The following is a 17,443-nucleotide window of genomic DNA, read 5'->3' as shown; positions in this document are numbered from 1 at the left end:
TCTCTAATGGCGGCTTATGCTTTCTTGATACCTGGAGCTTTATCGGTAGCAGGGGCTTCTTCGATACAAATTGCGATGTCTTTCACTTCGTAAATACGCAGACCATCTTTGCTCAGGTTTGCGTCGCCAACGATGATGCGTTTGCCGTCTTCGTCTTTAACCGCAGTGATATGTACATCCAGAGACATCTGTTTGTTCAGAGGGTTAATCTGACCACGGTATTTCCATTTCACTTCAGATTGGATTTGACCGAACTTCGGATTGCGGAAGCCAGCGCCAAGATCTTTGTTTAGCGCATAGGCTTGCATCAGCTCGATGATCGCTTCGACACCTAGAGAACCTGGCATTACTGGGTCTTGATGGAAGTGGAATTGGAAGAACCAATCGCTTGGGTCAATCGTACGCTCAGCGTATAGGTAACCAAGGCCGTCTTTACCACCATCGCTTGTGATCTGCACGGTATCGATAAAGTTCAAACGACCGCCAGCCAATTGGTAATGCTTTTGCACTTCACCAGTAGCAGAAACAGGTGCATTGAAGTAACGCGTCGTTTTATCTAGTAGGTTGATGTTTACATCCGGAGTGCGGTTGTTATCAACGTGCCAAGGGTGAGTCACTTTACCGTTGTCCAAACCAAGTTGATCTTTCAGTGCTGCGCCCTTGAAGTAACCAAATACCGCCGTACCTTGGTAGAAAGGCACGCCGTCAGTACTCAGTTCGAAGCTGAAGCTCTGTACGATGTTAGTACCCATCATTACCGTTGAAAGCAGACGAGAATCGTTGGTAATCGTTTTGCCACGCAAGTCGACGTTACGCAGCATTTTGCCGCTGCCATCTAGGTTACGGAAAAACAGTTCTTCACCTGGGAAGCCAAGCGTGGTGCCCATGTAGCCAGAGATAAAGCCGTTTGGCTGCAGTGAGATCTCCATCAATACCGAATAAGGCATCAAGGTGTGGTGGCTGTTTTCATCAAAGTACCATGCATTTTCTGGCACTTCGTATTCTGCGATACACGATGAAGGCTTCTTGAAGTCGCCACGCTTGCCATCAATCTCTACGACACGAGTGGTTAGCTGCAGATCGCCACACGGAGTACGTGGTGGGATCATTCCACGATAGATTGAGAAATCAGGACCGAAACATTTCTCGATGTCGCCAGTCGCGAATTCGAACATGTGATAAGGCGTGAACGGAACCGTATCTGGAGTGCGATTTGGGTAGTCTGGAGTCACCGGCGCTTCAACGTGTTGAAGAGGAATCACGCCTTTATTTGGCGCTGTTTCTAGGTCTTCAATTTGAGCCATAAGTGGCGCATTTGCTGAAGCTTGTTGGTTCACTGCTAGCGTATGACCCAAGTTTTCAATAACAGGAGTCGCGACAGCTGTTTCTAAAGAAGGTAGGTAACGAGTACATTCGTCGTCTTCTTTGATCATCACACCCAAGTTTTGGAAATCAACAATCACTTTGCCGTTCAGTAAAATATCGATGTTAGCTTTCGCGTATGGGCGAGGGCTTAGACCAATCTCAGTCACTTCCATGCGGTAAGTCAGTTCTGCCGATTGTGGTAGAACTTGACCACGACAGCGTACTTGTTGAGGGGCATTTTCAAGCGGTTGGAAACGACCATTTTGAACAAGCGTGTGCATGCCAAGGTGCATCATGAAGAACTGAAGCAGTTGACCACAACCTTCTGCCATTAAAGAGCCGGCCATTACTGAGTCATCTTTGAAGTGACAAGGGAAGTACCAGTGTTCAGGCTCTAGTTGTTTATGACCTTCAATCAGACCAAGCCCCCATGTGCCACCTTGTGGTTCAACACGGCTAACCTTTTCGATCATCATGAACTTCTCTGAGCTGAAGCACAAAGAAGGCTGGTGGCTATCAGATTGGTGAGTCGGGCCAAAACACTCTGCGATGTTGGCAGTCAGCAGGTGGCGCAGTTCTTGGTGGTTAAACTGGGTTTTAGGACAATGCAACATAGGGTCGAAGCGTTGCTTAGTTGCCAGCTTACGAGCCTTGATTTCATCTTCAGTGTGAATCACACCTTTGCCGTCTGCTAGCTCTTCGTCAGTGAAGAAGCCTGCACAACCGTTATCCATTTTAAGGATCATCTTGTCGCCAACGAAACATTCGTACGAGAAGAAGAACAGTAGCGTGTCGCCATTGCGAGCAAAGCTGTTGATTGAGATGTCGTAACGCAGCGTATCGCCACCACGAGGCAAGTCGCCAAGGAAGGTCAGCGTACAGTCAAGCAGGCGATAAACACGCTCGCCTTTGTTTTCAAAATCGATACCTAAGTAGCTGATCAGCATTAGGTCGCACTGACCTGATTCAACTGCAACAGCCCAAGGGATCTGACCATCTACAAGGTACGGCGCATCAACTGGGATGTCGTACTCTGTGGTCATTGTGCTTGGTTTGTACTCGTTGACTGTCGCGTTGAGCTTAGTGACACGAGATACCAATAGGTAATCGGTGGTTGGCAAGCGAACGCGACGCGAGTAGCTATCGATGATCGCGTAATCAGGACCAAATACGTTAGCGATGTCGCCTTCCGCGTATTCAACCAGATCATCGTAATCCCAGATGCATGGCTTACGGATAGGTTTTACTGGTGCTGGCGTCGCAAGTACGTTTACTTGCACTGACTGAACCTGAGCCGGTTGAGCTTGAACAGGCTGAGCTGATGTTTGCTGACCATTCGTTTGTTGAGAAATGGCATTGTTCTCTAAACTTGAGCTATCTAAACCAGACGTAATTGCGTTTAACTGTGCTTTCAACAGTGCATCAGCCATCTGCATGCCTTGGGCACGAGTGTGCAGGAATGCTTTGTGTACTTGCTGCGCCGCTTGCTGATTTTGAGCAAAAGCTTGGTTGTGTGGTGTTACAGACGGCTTTAATGCTGCATCCGTATTAGCGTTGATTTGAGACGTGCCATTTTTAGCGGATAGGACATGAGTCATATTGCTGTGGTTACCTGTTAGCTGACTGTGGCGAGTTGGCGCCAGAGTAGGGGATACTGATGTAGGAGTTTCGATTACTGGCTCTACCGAGTTCTGCGTTAGTGCTTTCTTCTCTAACTCTTTTTGCGCAAGGGCTGCTTGAATGCTTGCTGTCGTTGGAACCGACGCCACTCTTGCTGCTTGTTTACCAGAAGCTTTCTGTTGAATCGTTGCTAAGTTGGTCACTGGGGTTTGGGCAATATGTTGATAGATATCGCGACCACCGAGAGTGACTTGCTTAACCAATTGACGCTTAGCATCACTCGCCAGTTCACTGCTTAAACGAACGGAAAGTGATTGAGATTCAGCATTCGATTGGCTTAGTAGTAGCTGTGAACATTGTCCTTCGCTGATGTTGGCAACAATCGCGCTCTTAGAGCGGACATTTGGATTCAGTGGCTCATGGTTCAGGTTGAGCAGACCGTGTAGCAGGCTTGCCATACCAGAGGCTGCAGAGCAGTGACCCACACGCTGGCTCGCTTGAGTCGTCTTTGTGTTCCCTAGGCTGAGAGGCGAAGACTGATGTGATGAGAACTGATGAGATGAAGACTCTGGTGCATGGTTAAGTTCAAGCAGAGAAACATCGTTCGAGCTCATACCGACTTGAGTCAGTAACTCATCAACAACGGCGTTGTTATGCTCACTTGAACCAAAAGCCAAGGCGTTGATGCTGCCGTAAGCCGCATCTTGGTTGCTCGCTACTCGACCTTCTTCCACAAGAACAATTGCACCTGCGCCTTCGCCCACATTCCAACTGCCGTCTTGCGATTGTCCGAATTTTGGAGCAAGTGACACTGGGCTCATGCTGTTCTTCAGAATCACATGTTCCGCACTACCGCTTAGGTCAACGGCTGCAATCACAACGGCGTCCATTGATTCTTGCGACATCAGGTTTTGCGCGACATCGATACAACGTGCAACTGATTGTTCAGCGGCTGAAATCGTAAAGGCAGGGCCGTTAAAGTCCCACAATGAAGAGATACGCGAAGCCATGATGTTGCCGATGAAACTGGTGTATTGGTTCAGCTTGGCTGCGTCCATCACACTGTCCATCGCAATGGTTTCTAGCGATTGGTATTCGTCTTGTGTTAGCTCAATACCCATGTTGGCAAAGCTGTCCGCCAGTTGGCTATGCAGGTTTACGCGTCCACGGAATTGGTGCATCTCAAGCTCAGTTTCCATCGCAACTAAAACTGCAACCTTTTGGCCAGCCACAAGCTTGGCATCTTTGATCGCTTCGTCTGCAACTTTCATCAGTAGCAACTGCTGAGAGATCAAACGGTCATCTTCATTCGGCGGCACTTTAAAGCGTAGGAAATCGAGATCGAATTGATCGATGTACGCTCCGTTTGGAATGCCGTGTAAACCAAACTGATTCAGTAGTTCTGGATGTTGGTCTAAGCCTTTCCAGCGTTTCTTAGGCAAAGCAATGAAAGCATCGTTGTTGGTTTCAATTGCAGTGCTCAGCGCGTTGATACTTTGCAGAGAACCGAAGTGAGACGCTAGGCCAGTAATGCTTAAATTAGACGGTTGTAGGCTTGGAGATGCCGACTCTAAAGTCTGGGTTACATGACTCGTGTGTGAATACGCTTCAAGCAGTAAGTGAGCGTTACAACCACCGAAACCAAATACAGAAACACCCGCGCAGCGCTCTGAGTTACCCGCTTTACTTGGCCAAGGTTGAACCTGCGTTGGCAGAGTCTGTGGGCCAAATAAACCTTCAGGCGACGATAGTGGCTTGTCCAAATTAATACTTGGAGGAAGCCCGCCTTCTTTCATCGCAAAGATCATTTTCATAATCCCCGGCATACCCGCAGCAGTCAGTAAGTGGCCGAGGTTTGACTTCGCAGAGCCAATCAATGGCGGGTTAGAACCATTCAATTTGTCAGCAAAGAAACGCTCCATTGAGGTTAACTCAACCTTGTCACCTAATGGTGTGCCGGTTGCGTGACACTCAATCACTTCAATGCTGTCTGGTGATAGGTTTGAAGCCTCGTAAGCGCGTTCAAAGGCTTGTACTTGTCCTTTGCTATTTGGGCTTAATACGAACTGGCCACGGCCATCGTTCGACAAGCCAATACCGCTGACGACTGCGTAAATGTTATCGCCATCACGCTCTGCATCAGCTAAGCGCTTTAGGACTAAAACACCGGCACCTTCGCCAGCAAATAGACCTTTACTATTGCTATCAAACGGAACCGAAACACCGTGGTCAGGGTAAGCGTGGAAGATGGAGAAACCCATGTTGATAAAGAATGGGTCAGCACCTGATACCGCGCCTGCCAACATCATGTCGGCTTTGCCCGTGTTCAAGTAATCACACGCTAACTTCAATGAATACACTGAGCTTGCACATGCCGCATCTAGGCTAAGTTGCACGTTGCCTAAACCTAGCGCATCAGCCACTAACTTCGAGGCGTTGTGTGCTGCAGCACCATTGATCGGATTAAGGTCTTGCGCGGTTTCATTGGTTGGTAGCAGTGAAAACTGGTCATTAGCCAATTTAGCTTGTAGTGCCTTTTCGACGACCGAGTGATACATCGGCAGAAACAGGTCGTTCGAGCGTGTGGTTGGGAACGAAAGGGCCCCCATGATCACGCCTGTACGCTCTAAAACATCGGCATTCAGATCAATGCCGGCGTCAACTAACGCCTTACGACTGGTATCCAAAGCCCATAGGAAACTCTGGTCAACACCGTTGAATGATTCTGCTGTCAAGCGGTAGCCATTGCTGTCGAAATTGAAGTTTTCGATGTAGCCGCCTTTATCACAGTAAAAGCGGTCTGACTCACCTTGCACGCCCTGATAGCTTTCAGGTTCAGCACCTAATTTTTCAGCGCTTAATGTGGTTCGAGAATCTTTTTTATCCAGCAAGTTTTGCCAAAAGTCTTTTGGCGTATCGGCTTCTGGGTATTGGTTAGCAATACCGACAATCGCGATCTTATTGCACTTCACTTGCTGCTTATTCTTAGTTTGAGCCTGATACTGGTTCGATTGAGAACTCATACTAGCTCTCCTTGATGATTCACTGCGCTGCCTTGAGACAAACCGCTTAATTGCTTAGCTGCGGTGATCTGTTGTTCTAGCCCTTGGATAAGAGGCTCGACAGACAATGGAATTTGATGAGTAATGAGCTGACCAATGCATTTGATGAGCGTGACAACATCGTCACCGCCTTTGGCATTGGAAGCGATTGTGCAGTATTGGTCTGCTACGTTGTCGCTACGATTGATCTTGTCGATCAATGTGCTGGTTTGACGATCGGCACCCACTTCGACAAACAGACGCGCACCTTGTTGACGCGCACTCTGGATCAACGCGGTGAAATCCAGCGTCGAACAGAAAGTGTCGGCAATCGAAAGGGCGATACTATCGCTGTCGATATTGATTGGTGCGCCAGTCGGTAGACCTGCTGCGCTGATAAAGCGGATATGCTTTGGCAACTCGTCGAACAGTGGTTGAGTGTAAAACTCCTGCACTTGGCTATGCTGGCTCAACGCTGGCGTGGTGTGCATTGCAGTAACACGGTTCGCGGCAATGCCACGTTTACCCAGTTTCTTGAGCAGAGCACGACAGGTGCTTTCACAGCCTGCCAGTACGCAAGTATCACCTTGGATGATAGCGAGATAAGCGCGTGGGAATTCTGGTAACAGAGCTTCAATCGCTTGTGCATCACTTCGAACCACAAAGCTGTTCCATTGGATGCTTTCGTCGCTGTTCAGCTGCCAATCTTGACGTACGGCTGTGAGCTCACCAGAAATAGCCGTGGTGAAAATAGGGCTAGTTTGAGTCATCTCGATCAGCGCATGTGGGTTCTTCCAAACATTTAAGCTGGCCCACATTGAGGCTTCACCCTTGGAGTAACCCAAGGCGAAATCTGGCTGCACTTTGAATTCATCACATAGCAGTTGTGTTAACAGATAACTACTGCCTACACCTGCAATGGCCAATTCACTAAGCGACATTTCTTGCGAGTCTTCAGCGTAGGTTTTCTCTGCCTGCAGCATCTCTTTCAAGTTACCTTCTCGCTCTAAGCGGGCAAATAACTGTGGGAAATGGTGGTGAAATTCGCGCAACATACCGGGATAAACCGTGCCAACACCAGGGTAAACAAATGCAACGCCACCTTTACTTTGAGGCTTCGGTGAGAAACAACTGCCCGCTGGCGTTTTGTATTGGCTATTGTCAGCCATTACTTTTGGCAACGCATTTTCTAGCGCTGTGATCTCTTGTATTGCAGCATCAATTGAAGCGGCTTGAATCACGATGTTCGCCCCACGGCCAACATTGTGCTGAACGCTTTGGAAGTGACTTAGGTTTGAATGCATCAAGGTGGCGATAGCAAGTTTGCTGTCTGCCGCTTCGTTACTGCATTTAAGCTCTTCTCTTAACGAGGTTAACTGAGAAACTAATTCAGCTTGGTCATTGCCAGAAACCACAAACATCAAACGCTCGCTGGATAGCAATGGTTTTGGTTCGTGCAAACCGGTCGCTTGAGTCAATATCAGGCTGGTGGATTTCTGGTTTTCTTCGCTGAAGGTTAACGCAGCAACACGCGCTTTGTTCGGCTCAGTGAACCAGTAATGGTTAGGTAATGAACGGCTCGATATCGCATTCACCATATTCAACAATTCATCAAACTGCTGCGAAGCAGATAGGGCAGAGTATTGCTGTTGATGGTTTAAATCTGTCGCGGGGCGGCGTGACATCTCTAGAGCTAGCTGAATGCTATTTCCGGTAGCTGTATCTACAAAGCCCGCCAAATTCGCGTGTGGATGAATCTTATTCTGAGCTGCATTCAGCGCACTCAGCATCAACAATGATGGTGAGTGAGAATCCAAACAAAGCTTAACGACATTACCTTGATTGACTGCCTCAATCGCTTGAGTAAGTGCTTGATTAAAATTGCCATCAACCACAACAGGCATTATGTCTGGGAACGAGGGGAATAAGTCGGCAGAAAGCTCAGCCGCATTTGCTGGCTGAGCTAAAAGAGCGATGCGTAATGGCATCGCTTTATTAGTAGGAACAGTCACTATGACAATTGCTCCTTTTCTGGGTTCTTAGTCGCCTCTTTCTTCGATACTACTGAGCTAGATTTTGGCGAAAATGCGTCATTTAAGCTCTTGCTGATGGTGACTTTGGCACCTTTCATTACTGCGCTTAAACGACCATCTTGGTGGTAAAGCGAGATATCAGCTTGCAGCGAACGAGCCGTGCTTTTTATCACGCTCAGCTCTAGCCAACCTTGGTCACCATTGTGCATCGGTGCGTAACAAATAAACTCACCGATGGCTGACGGTAGGCTTGCCGCACCGTATTTCAATCGAGCCCATACCAACATGGCTTGCAACAGATAATCTTCAGCAAATGGTTGGCTATCGCCAAAACCTTGCTTAGGAATAAATGATCCGCAGTCGCTGTTTTCAATCTGAGGCAACTGGCATTGAGCCAATAAGCCTAAGTCGTCAAAGCGTTCAACTGAGGTAATACCTTGCAATCTTGGTCCGTGAAACAGAGTGCCGTCACTGTATAGAGCTTGTGCCGTTGTTACAGGTGCTGACGTGTTGGCTTCAAAGCGCTTTTCTGACGCTTGTAGAGCATCTTCAGACACTTGCACAGAGGCAACTTGCAACTGAGCTTGATACTGTGGTCGCCCTTGGCTACTGATCACTGCTTTTAGCTGATCTTTTGATTTAGCATCAGAAGAAAGAACCAGTTTTAGCTCTTGCACTTCATCAGTATCAAAAATCACACCCTTAAGCAGTTTGTAATTGTGAACGCTAACGTTCACTCCTAACAGTTGCTCTGCCACCTCACGCATCCATTGGATGGCACACACTGTCGGTAACACAGGGTTACCGGCAATGCAGTGATCTTGAATGAAAGGCAATGCCTTTGGATCAAGATGACGTGTCACAGTGATGCTTGTATTCAGCGGACTCTTTGCAAGATGCACAGACTCCGCATTAAGCTTTTTTACAGCAGCTTCCTTGTTGTCAGAACCTTGCATGCTCGTACCAACCAGCAGTTGAATGCCAGTTTCGTTCAGTAGTTGAGAACTAAATAGCTCTGCACCCGCCTGAAGAGGAATCACGTACACACCGCGCTCTGTAAACATACGTTTCAGTGCTGCGTTGACCATGCCACCGTCCCACGGTCCCCAGTTGAAGCTCATCACTTTCGCTTGAGGGTTACGCGCAGACAGCTGCAGAGCCGCTTTGTTTAGGATCTCGTTAGACATCGAGTAGTCACTTTGGCCTGTGTTTCCGTAGAAACCCGCTGCCGAAGAGAACATCGCAATCAGTTTTAGCTTGCTGCTATCAAGACCACCAAGAACGGCTTCTAATCCGCCTACTTTCGTGCCGTAAACCATGTTTAGTTCATCAAGCGTTTTGTCTTGAATGTGTTTGTCAGCCAGTACACCTGCGCCGTGGATAAGACCTGTAATGTCGTCGAAATTTGCCAGTGTTTTCGCTACTGACTCATGGTTCGAAACATCTAAGCTTAGGTATTCAGCGCTCGCGCCAATCTCGTTGAAAGCGGTAAGTGCTGCGTTGATTTCAAGGCTACTCAATACAGGTTTTAGCAAGGCATCAACTTTCTTCGGCGTTGGTTTGTCACCTGTTGCTTGTAGGTGAGCGATAGCCGCTGGTTTTAGCTCTTTCTCTTGCTTGCCTTGAGCCCACTGAGGTAGCTCAGCTGAAGTAATATGCTTACTACGACCTGCAAGAATGAAATGAGACTTACATTGCTTAGCAAGCGTCAGTGCACATTCAAACGTCACGCCTTTAGCGCCACCCGTCACGAGAACTTTGTCGCTCTTGGTGAGTTGAGCGCCTGTGTTTTTGGTTTGTGCAGCACCTGGTGTTGCAGCAATCAATGTTGCACGACCAGATTCACCGTTTTCTGCATGGCTAAGGCCGATTTCAACCGTGTTGGTATCGATATCGAACAGTTCGCCAGTGATAGCTTCAGCTAGGTGACGAGCATCAATCGAAGCGTCAGCATCCAATGCACGGCAGAACACGTTTGACCATTCATGGCTCAGTGTCTTAGTGAGACCAGACAGCGCGGCTTGGTTAAGTTCTGCATTCGCTAATTGCTTAGTATCTAGGTAACCAAAGCCACCATCGATACGGCTTAGTGTGAAGAACACGCTACGACCAGAAACTGCATTCAGTTGACCATTTAGGTGCTTGGCGAATAAGAACGCTGTCGTCAGCGAAGTTCTTGAGTCTGCATTCAAGTTAACCGCTTGCTCGTTGCTTTGTTTTGCATCAACGATAGCTTGTAAATGAATGAAGCCAGCAATCACTTTGTTCGACGTTTTAAGGTCTGCTTCGATGTCGTTAATAACCGCAGTCACACCAGCATCATCGATACTGTTGAGGGTGTAGCTTGCGATCTCACTGTTTAAAGGTGACGCGGCAGAAAGAGCACTACGCACTACAGCAACTTGAATGCCGTTAGCGGTCAACTTTTCTGCTAGAACACCGGCGTTGTGACCATCATCTGTGATCACGACACAAGCGTCTTTTGAGAAACAATCGACGAGTTTATCTGCCGCTGGTAGCTTTTTTAGCGCTACCTCATTGTGTGGAGGAAGTTCCGCTGTCGCTGTTTCTGCGATAGGCGTTACTGATTCAGCTTTAGGAGTCGCTACGGGTGCAGCAGCGGATAGCTTGCTTTGCATGTAAGTAACGATTTCACCAAGCGTACGACACTCAGCTAAGTCTTCAGGGTTTAGCTCTGGCAGCGTTGGTAGTTGGTCTTGAACTGTACCTAGAATTTCAACGCGTTTGATAGAGTCGATACCAAGGTCTGCTTCCATGTCCATCGCTAGGTCGAGCATTTCTGCTGGGTAACCTGTTTTGTCGGCAACCACTTCCATCATGGTTGATTGAACATGAGCAGGGTTTAGGTCATTGCTTGCGCTTTCTACAATTGCCTCTACTTCTGCAGCAGGAGCTACTGTCGCTGCTTCCGAACTAGGAGCTAACTTGCTATTCATGCCTTTAGTATTCATGTAAGCAACGATTTCACCCAGAGTACGGCACTCCGCTAGGTCTTCAGGGTTCAGCTCTGGCAATGTTGGTAGCTGGTCTTGAACCGTTCCAAGGATCTCAACACGTTTGATTGAGTCGATGCCAAGGTCTGCTTCCATGTCCATTGCTAGGTCTAGCATCTCTGTTGGGTAGCCCGTTTTATCCGCTACTACGCTCAACATTGTGCTTTGAACTTGTTCTGCGTTTAAACCGTTTGATACTGCTTGCGCTGGTGCGGATACTTGAGCCGCTACTGGAGCAGAAGCTGGAAGTTTGCTGTTCATGTACTCGACTATCTCGCCTAGAGTACGGCACTCAGCGAGATCTTCAGGGTTCAGTTCTGGAAGAGTCGGTAGCTCGTCTTGAACTGTACCTAGGATTTCAACACGTTTGATTGAGTCGATACCAAGGTCAGCTTCCATATCCATTGCTAGATCTAGCATCTCAGTCGGGTAGCCCGTCTTCTCTGCGACTACTTCTAGCATCGTTTTCTGAACGACAGCGGCATCTAGACCATTGCTAACTGTTGACGGAGCAACTACTGCTGCTTCTGAAGACACGGGAGCAGAAGCTGGAAGCTTGCTGTTCATGTAGTCAACGATTTCGCCAAGAGTACGACACTCAGCCAAGTCTTCAGGGTTTAGCTCTGGAAGAGTAGGCAGTTCATCTTGAACCGTACCAAGAATCTCAACACGCTTGATTGAATCGATACCAAGGTCAGCTTCCATATCCATTTCTAGATCAAGCATTTCCGTTGGGTAACCTGTCTTCTCAGCAACCACTTCTAGCATGGTTTGTTGAACGACTTTCGCATCAAGACCATTTGCTGCTTGAACAGGAGCAGTTGCGCTTGGCTGTGCTGCCACAGGCGCTGATGCTGGCATCTTGCTGTTCATGTAGGTAACGATTTCACCAAGAGTACGACACTCAGCTAAATCTTCAGGGTTCAGCTCTGGTAGGTTTGGCATTTCGTCTTGAACGGTACCAAGGATCTCTACGCGCTTGATTGAGTCGATACCAAGGTCTGCTTCCATGTCCATTTCTAGACCAAGCATTTCCGTTGGGTAACCCGTTTTCTCAGCGACCACTTCTAGCATCACTTTTTCAGCATCGGCTGATTGTACTGCTACTGGTGCAACCACTGGAGCTGGTTGCGCTTTAATTGGCAAAGGTTGAGCAGCAACAGGCGCTGGCGCTTGAGTCGCTACTTTTGGAGCAGGAACGGCTTTCTGGACTGGAGCTTGTTGAGCTGCTGTCTTTTGAAGCGGTGCAGCTTGAACTGGCGCCGCTTGTACAGGAGCAGCTTGTACTTGAGCTACAGGCTCTTGAACGATAGCTGTTGGAGTAGCTTGAATTACTGGCTGAGCATTTACAGACGCAACGAAGGTTGGTTGTGCCGTTTGTACTGAACCTTGCGTCAGCATATTAAGTGCTGAGTTGTTGCTGTGCGCTTGCATTTCTAGGTAATGAGCGTGCGCTTTTAGCGTTTCAGCTTGGTGCTGGTGGAACATTTCCATAGAACGCTGTAGGTTGTCAGGAATTGCTACGCCTGCTGTTGCCATTTTCGCTTGCTCAGACATTAGGGTGTTGAATGTGTCACCGTATTGCTGAGGAATCGCCAAGAATTGCTGATGTACTTCCACTGCTTGTTGTTGAGCATTGAAGAACGATTGCAGTGAAGATTCATCAACTGTTACTTGAGCTGCTGGCTGAATAGTCGCTGGTGCAGGTTGCGCCATTTGAGGCTGCTGAGCTGCTGTTGCTACTTGCACACTTGGTGCTGGAGCAACTGACGGTTGTACATTTGAAGCTTGAGGAGCAGCCACAGGTACTTCAACGATTTCTGTTTTGATCACTTCTTTTTCCACGATTTTCTCGACTTCAACTTTCACTTCAACAATCTCAGTCTTCTCGGTGACGTTGCCTGAAGCCAATGATTGATCCATTTTCTTACGAGTAGCAGGGCTGATGTAGTTGGTTGCATTCAGCTTGATGTTCATTGGTGATGCCTTTGCAGGTTCAGCAATGTCAGCTTGGTAAGGGTCAATGTTGTCTAATGAAACACCAGCCACACACAGTTGAACCGCAGCTAAGCGAAGTTGTTGGTCACTGTCGCCTTTAGGGCTTGGGTTGATGCTGATTGCGTAAAGTTCTTCGTTCTTATCAGCCAATGTTTTCTCAACCAGCTTTTGAAGAATGTTCTTAGGACCGAACTCAACGAATACGCGCGCGCCTGCTTCATACATCGCTTCAATTTGCTCGCTGAAACGAACCGATTGCAGCATGTGTTGCTTGAACGCTTTCTTGATCGCTTTCGCGTCTTTGCTGTGAAGTTTGCCTGTTGCGTTTGAGTAAAGCGGCAGCGTTGGCGCGCTGAATGAAGCTTTATCAATTGCAGAAGCAAATGGTTTTTGAGCGTGGGCAACAAGCGGCGTGTGGAACGCGCCAGAAACAGGCAGAGCAATTGCTTTGAAGCCTTGTTCTGTTAGCGCTTGTGCTGCTTGTTGAACCGTCGCAGTTGGACCTGCAATAACCAGTTGAGTCGGAGCGTTGTAATTGGCAATACTTACGCCTTCGAATTGGCTGATACAGTTTTCAACGGCTGGAAGTTTGTCTGCGTCTAGGATGACCGCAAACATAGTACCGCTGTCACCTTGTTCAGGTGTCGCTGCCATCGCATCGCCACGAGCGAAAGCTAGCTGGTAGTAATCGTCTTGCGAGATAACACCCGATGCACATAGTGCACTTAGCTCACCAAAGCTGTGGCCTGCAACCATGTCTGCTTTGAAGCCTGCTTGAGTCATGATGTCGAACTGACCCATAGACACAGTACCAATCGCACTCTGCGCATTGGCCGTGTTGGTTAACACAGCTTCTTGGGCTTTGGTTGCTTCTGGTGTGAAAGTTGGAATTGGGAACAGAATTTGCGACAGAGCCGTTTTCTTGTGTTGACCAAATACCTGATCCGCTTGAGCAAGCTGTTGGCGCATTTCAGGGTAATGACAAGCAAGCTCGCGACCCATGTTGAGGTATTGCGACCCTTGACCTGCAAATAGCGCTGCCACTTTACCCGCACCGTTTTCAGCAATCAGTGCCGACTCACGGTAGCTAGTACCGTTTGGCATCTGCCAATGTGTTTTGGTTTGGCTCTCAAGCATAGAAACCGCTTGAGTCAGTTGCGCTTGAAGGTCTGCTTGGTCAGTCACGACTAAACCAAGGCGAGCATGTTTCGCGTTAACTTCACGCAGAGCGTGTTGATCAGCAAGCGCTTCTAGTTTGAACGCAGCGTCTGCAGCTTGAGTTGAAACCTGCTTGAGCTCATTGATCAGTGCTTGACGAGATTCCGCGCTGAATAACAGAGTTTGCGGCACTTGGCGTTGACGGTATTTGTCACCGCGAGCGTGCTCTGGTGTGTACTCTTCCAATACAACGTGGAAGTTAGTGCCACCAAAACCGAATGAGCTGATACCTGCACGGCGTGGGGTGCCGTCGACACGTTTCATCCAAGGACGCGTTTGTGTGTTTAGGTAGAACGGTGAGTTCTCGATATCCAGCTTAGGATTCGGAGCCGATACGTTGATCGTTGGCGGCAGTACTTTGTGGTGCAGTGCTAATGCAGCTTTGATTAAACCTGCAGTACCCGCAGTTGATTTGGTGTGACCAATTTGAGATTTCACAGAGCCTAACGCAATGTGTTGCTTCTCTTCATTGTTTTCACTGAATACCGAGTTTAAGCCACCAAATTCAGCAACATCTCCTGCCGCTGTACCTGTGCCGTGCGCTTCTAAAAGGCCAAGCGTGTGCGGTGCGAAACCAGCATCATCGTAAGCACGTTTGAGTGCTTTTGCTTGTCCTTCAGGGCGAGGTGCGTAAATACTCTTGAACTTACCATCCGAAGAAGAACCGACACCTTTAATCACTGAATAGATTCTGTCGCCATCGCGCTCTGCATCTTCAAGACGCTTAAGAGCAACCATGCCGATGCCTTCACCAATCATCATCCCTTTTGAATCGATATCGAAAGGTTGAATGGTTTCATTAGTAGTGAATGCTGGAGTTTTAGAGAAGCTCATGTACATGGTTGGTGAGTTATCAGTACACACACCACCTGTGATCATCATTTCACTGCGGCCTTCAACCAGCTCACTTAGAGCCATACGCATTGCGGCTAGAGACCCCGCACACGCAGCATCTACTACGCAGTTGATGCCACCAAGGTCAAAGCGGTTAGCAATACGACCTGAAATTACGTTACCCAATGAACCAGGGAATGAGTTCTCTTCCCAGTGGATGTATTGGTCTTGGAATTTTTTGATCAGCATTTCGCTGTCGTCGTCGCTGATACCACTGCTCTTGAAGACTTTTTTCAAAACAGGGTATTGAAGACGAGCATTTAGGCTTTGAGCGATCTTCTGACCACCACCAACACCTAGCGTGATACCGATCTTATCGCGATCGTAGCCTTCAGGTAGCTTGGCATCTTCAAGTACTTCTTTAGCAACGATCAGAGAAAGCAGCTGTGAAGTGTCTGTCAGTTCTAGGATATTTGGCGGAAGACCGAACTCCATTGGATTGAAGTCCACTTCAGGGATGAAACCGCCGCGCTTACAGTAAGACTTGTCTGGCGTAGTACGATCTGAATCGTAGTAATCTTCTGGACGCCAGTGCGTATCTGGTACTTCGGTAATTGCATCGATCTTTTCGCTGATAAGATCCCAAAATTTATTCAGGTAGCGAGAGTTTGCAAACATGCTCGCCATACCAACGATAGCGACAGGCATATCTTTAAGGCGTTTATTCAGTCGAGAATCGTCGACTGATTCCGGTGTATTTGTCTCGGGTTGGCTCATTATGAGTCTCCACTAGAAATCACAGAAAGTGATGTCGTGTTTTGAGGCTGCGCTTTTAAAGCTATAGAAAGAAAATCTGAAACAGACTTAGGGAAGCGCAGCTGAAAATTCAGGTTGCTGAGTGGCGGCAACCAGATAGAAATTAGTTTTACGAAGTGCGTTGACTTACGAGAGTAGGGGAGGTGTTTCATGCGCGACGGTGGCATTCAAATGTTGAGGCGATGTCCATTAAAATCCTGTTCAAAGTCTGACTAAACGACAAGTCGGTATCCGCAAAGAAAACGTGTGAATTTGTTTAATGGTTGAGCAGGCTACCCGAGGTGAGTGGTCGATACAATGCTCCCAGAGGCCACTATGATCTGTTCAGACCAGATGATTTTGCTGAACTTTTGTTTTTTGTATTTTTAATGCAATTAACTTATTGATAATTAACGGGTATGGGTGGTTTTTTAGTGTTTATACTCTATTTTTTGACTTGGTGGGATCTATGTCAGATTTTTGTAAGTAACATTTAATAGATGCCTGTTCTGTAAGGTGGAGTGTGATCTGTGTTTTAATTTGTTATTATTTGAAAAATTAGTTTTAAGTCCTCATATGAAGGGGGTTTCCCTCCCGTATTCTCTAGGTTCCACTTAATTCATAGGTGAGTTAAATTTGTTCGATTGGGTTGTTCCAATCGTGTTTTGAAGAGTGATTTATAGAAGTGAGTTCGAGTTAAATGAAAACTCCCGTTGTTGATTTGTGGCTATGTTCTCTGAGTAACTTGAATGACCAGCCAGACATTGTATCTCAGCTCAAAAAGAGACTGACAACCGACGAGATAGCCAAAGTTGAACGCTATCGAATGCCCTCATCTCAGACTCAAGCTTTGTATGTTCGAAACTACCTAAGAAAGGTGCTGTCTAGCTATTCTGATTTGATGCCTGAAGCGTGGCGCTTTGAATATGGTGAGAAAGGGAAGCCAAGATTAATTGAGAAACAACAAATAGAAACCGGCCTGAATTTCAATATCAGTCATAGCAAAGAACATTTGTTAATCGCAGTTTGCCAGAGAGAAGGGAAGTCACTTCAATTAGGCGTCGATATCGAACATGCCAGAAGCTCGACCAATATCGACTCGATCATGAAGCACTACTTTTCAGATACGGAATTGACGGATTTACTTGAGCTCAGCAAAGAAGAACAAAGAGAGCGCTTTTTCGATCTGTGGGCGTTGAAAGAGTCGTACATCAAAGCGACGGGCAAGGGGCTAGCGACATCATTGCGAAGTTTTTCGTTCGATTTCTCTAATTTGACCAAGCAAGTAGTGGAACTCGGCTCATCGGATGCTAAATCAGGCTTGGATAGCGAAATCAGGCTACATAGCGGGATTGGGTTGAATTTGGATTCTGCTCAACAAGATGATAGTTCTACAGATTGGCAGTGTTGCTTAGGGCGGCTGGATGAACAGTATCGGTTTGCGGTGACGCTTGGCGGGAATTTGCTACCCATGCAGATAGAGATGAGAACCTTTTCGTCGTCTCACCTCTTTTAAGCTAGCTTG

At 47.5% G+C, this 17,443-nt stretch carries 5 protein-coding genes; 1 reads left to right on the top strand and 4 read right to left on the bottom strand.

Features of this window, described 5'->3' with window-relative positions; genetic code table 11:
• Positions 1-14: 14 nt before the first annotated feature.
• The 4 genes from OCV19_RS11700 to OCV19_RS24915 are packed head-to-tail and all read right to left on the bottom strand — an operon-like array spanning position 15 to position 16,091.
• A complete protein-coding gene (locus OCV19_RS11700) occupies positions 15-6,008 on the bottom strand; it encodes a hotdog fold thioesterase (RefSeq protein ID WP_065676663.1) in 5,994 nt (1,997 codons plus the stop codon).
• The gene (locus OCV19_RS11695; RefSeq protein WP_065676664.1) at positions 6,005-8,038 is read right to left on the bottom strand and encodes a PfaB family protein; all 2,034 of its coding nucleotides are present in this window, start codon (positions 8,036-8,038) and stop codon (positions 6,005-6,007) included. Before OCV19_RS11695 ends, OCV19_RS11700 begins: the two co-directional genes overlap by 4 nt.
• Entirely contained in the window at positions 8,038-15,900 is a 7,863-nt protein-coding gene (locus OCV19_RS11690) for a type I polyketide synthase (RefSeq protein ID WP_065676665.1), read from the bottom strand. The genes OCV19_RS11695 and OCV19_RS11690 overlap by 1 nt, the downstream gene beginning before the upstream one ends.
• Entirely contained in the window at positions 15,900-16,091 is a 192-nt protein-coding gene (locus OCV19_RS24915; protein ID WP_083784101.1) for a hypothetical protein, read from the bottom strand. Before OCV19_RS24915 ends, OCV19_RS11690 begins: the two co-directional genes overlap by 1 nt.
• Positions 16,092-16,618: 527 nt before the next feature.
• Between OCV19_RS24915 and OCV19_RS11685 the strand changes: the two genes are divergently transcribed.
• Positions 16,619-17,434, top strand: coding sequence for a 4'-phosphopantetheinyl transferase family protein (locus tag OCV19_RS11685; RefSeq protein ID WP_065676666.1), 816 nt, complete (start codon positions 16,619-16,621; stop codon positions 17,432-17,434).
• Positions 17,435-17,443 lie beyond the last annotated feature (9 nt).

This window comes from Vibrio celticus, from assembly GCF_024347335.1.
GTDB lineage: Bacteria > Pseudomonadota > Gammaproteobacteria > Enterobacterales > Vibrionaceae > Vibrio > Vibrio celticus.
Note: the sequence above shows the minus strand (reverse complement) of the source record. Positions and strands in the feature narration are given on the sequence as shown.

Excerpts from the sequence above, each read along its gene's own strand:
- OCV19_RS11700 (WP_065676663.1), bottom strand. The coding sequence starts at position 6,008 with ATGAGTTCTCAATCGAACCAGTATCAGGCTCAAACTAAGAATAAGCAG.
- OCV19_RS11690 (WP_065676665.1), bottom strand. The coding sequence starts at position 15,900 with ATGAGCCAACCCGAGACAAATACACCGGAATCAGTCGACGATTCTCGA.
- OCV19_RS24915 (WP_083784101.1), bottom strand. The coding sequence starts at position 16,091 with ATGAAACACCTCCCCTACTCTCGTAAGTCAACGCACTTCGTAAAACTA.
- OCV19_RS11685 (WP_065676666.1), top strand. The coding sequence starts at position 16,619 with ATGAAAACTCCCGTTGTTGATTTGTGGCTATGTTCTCTGAGTAACTTG.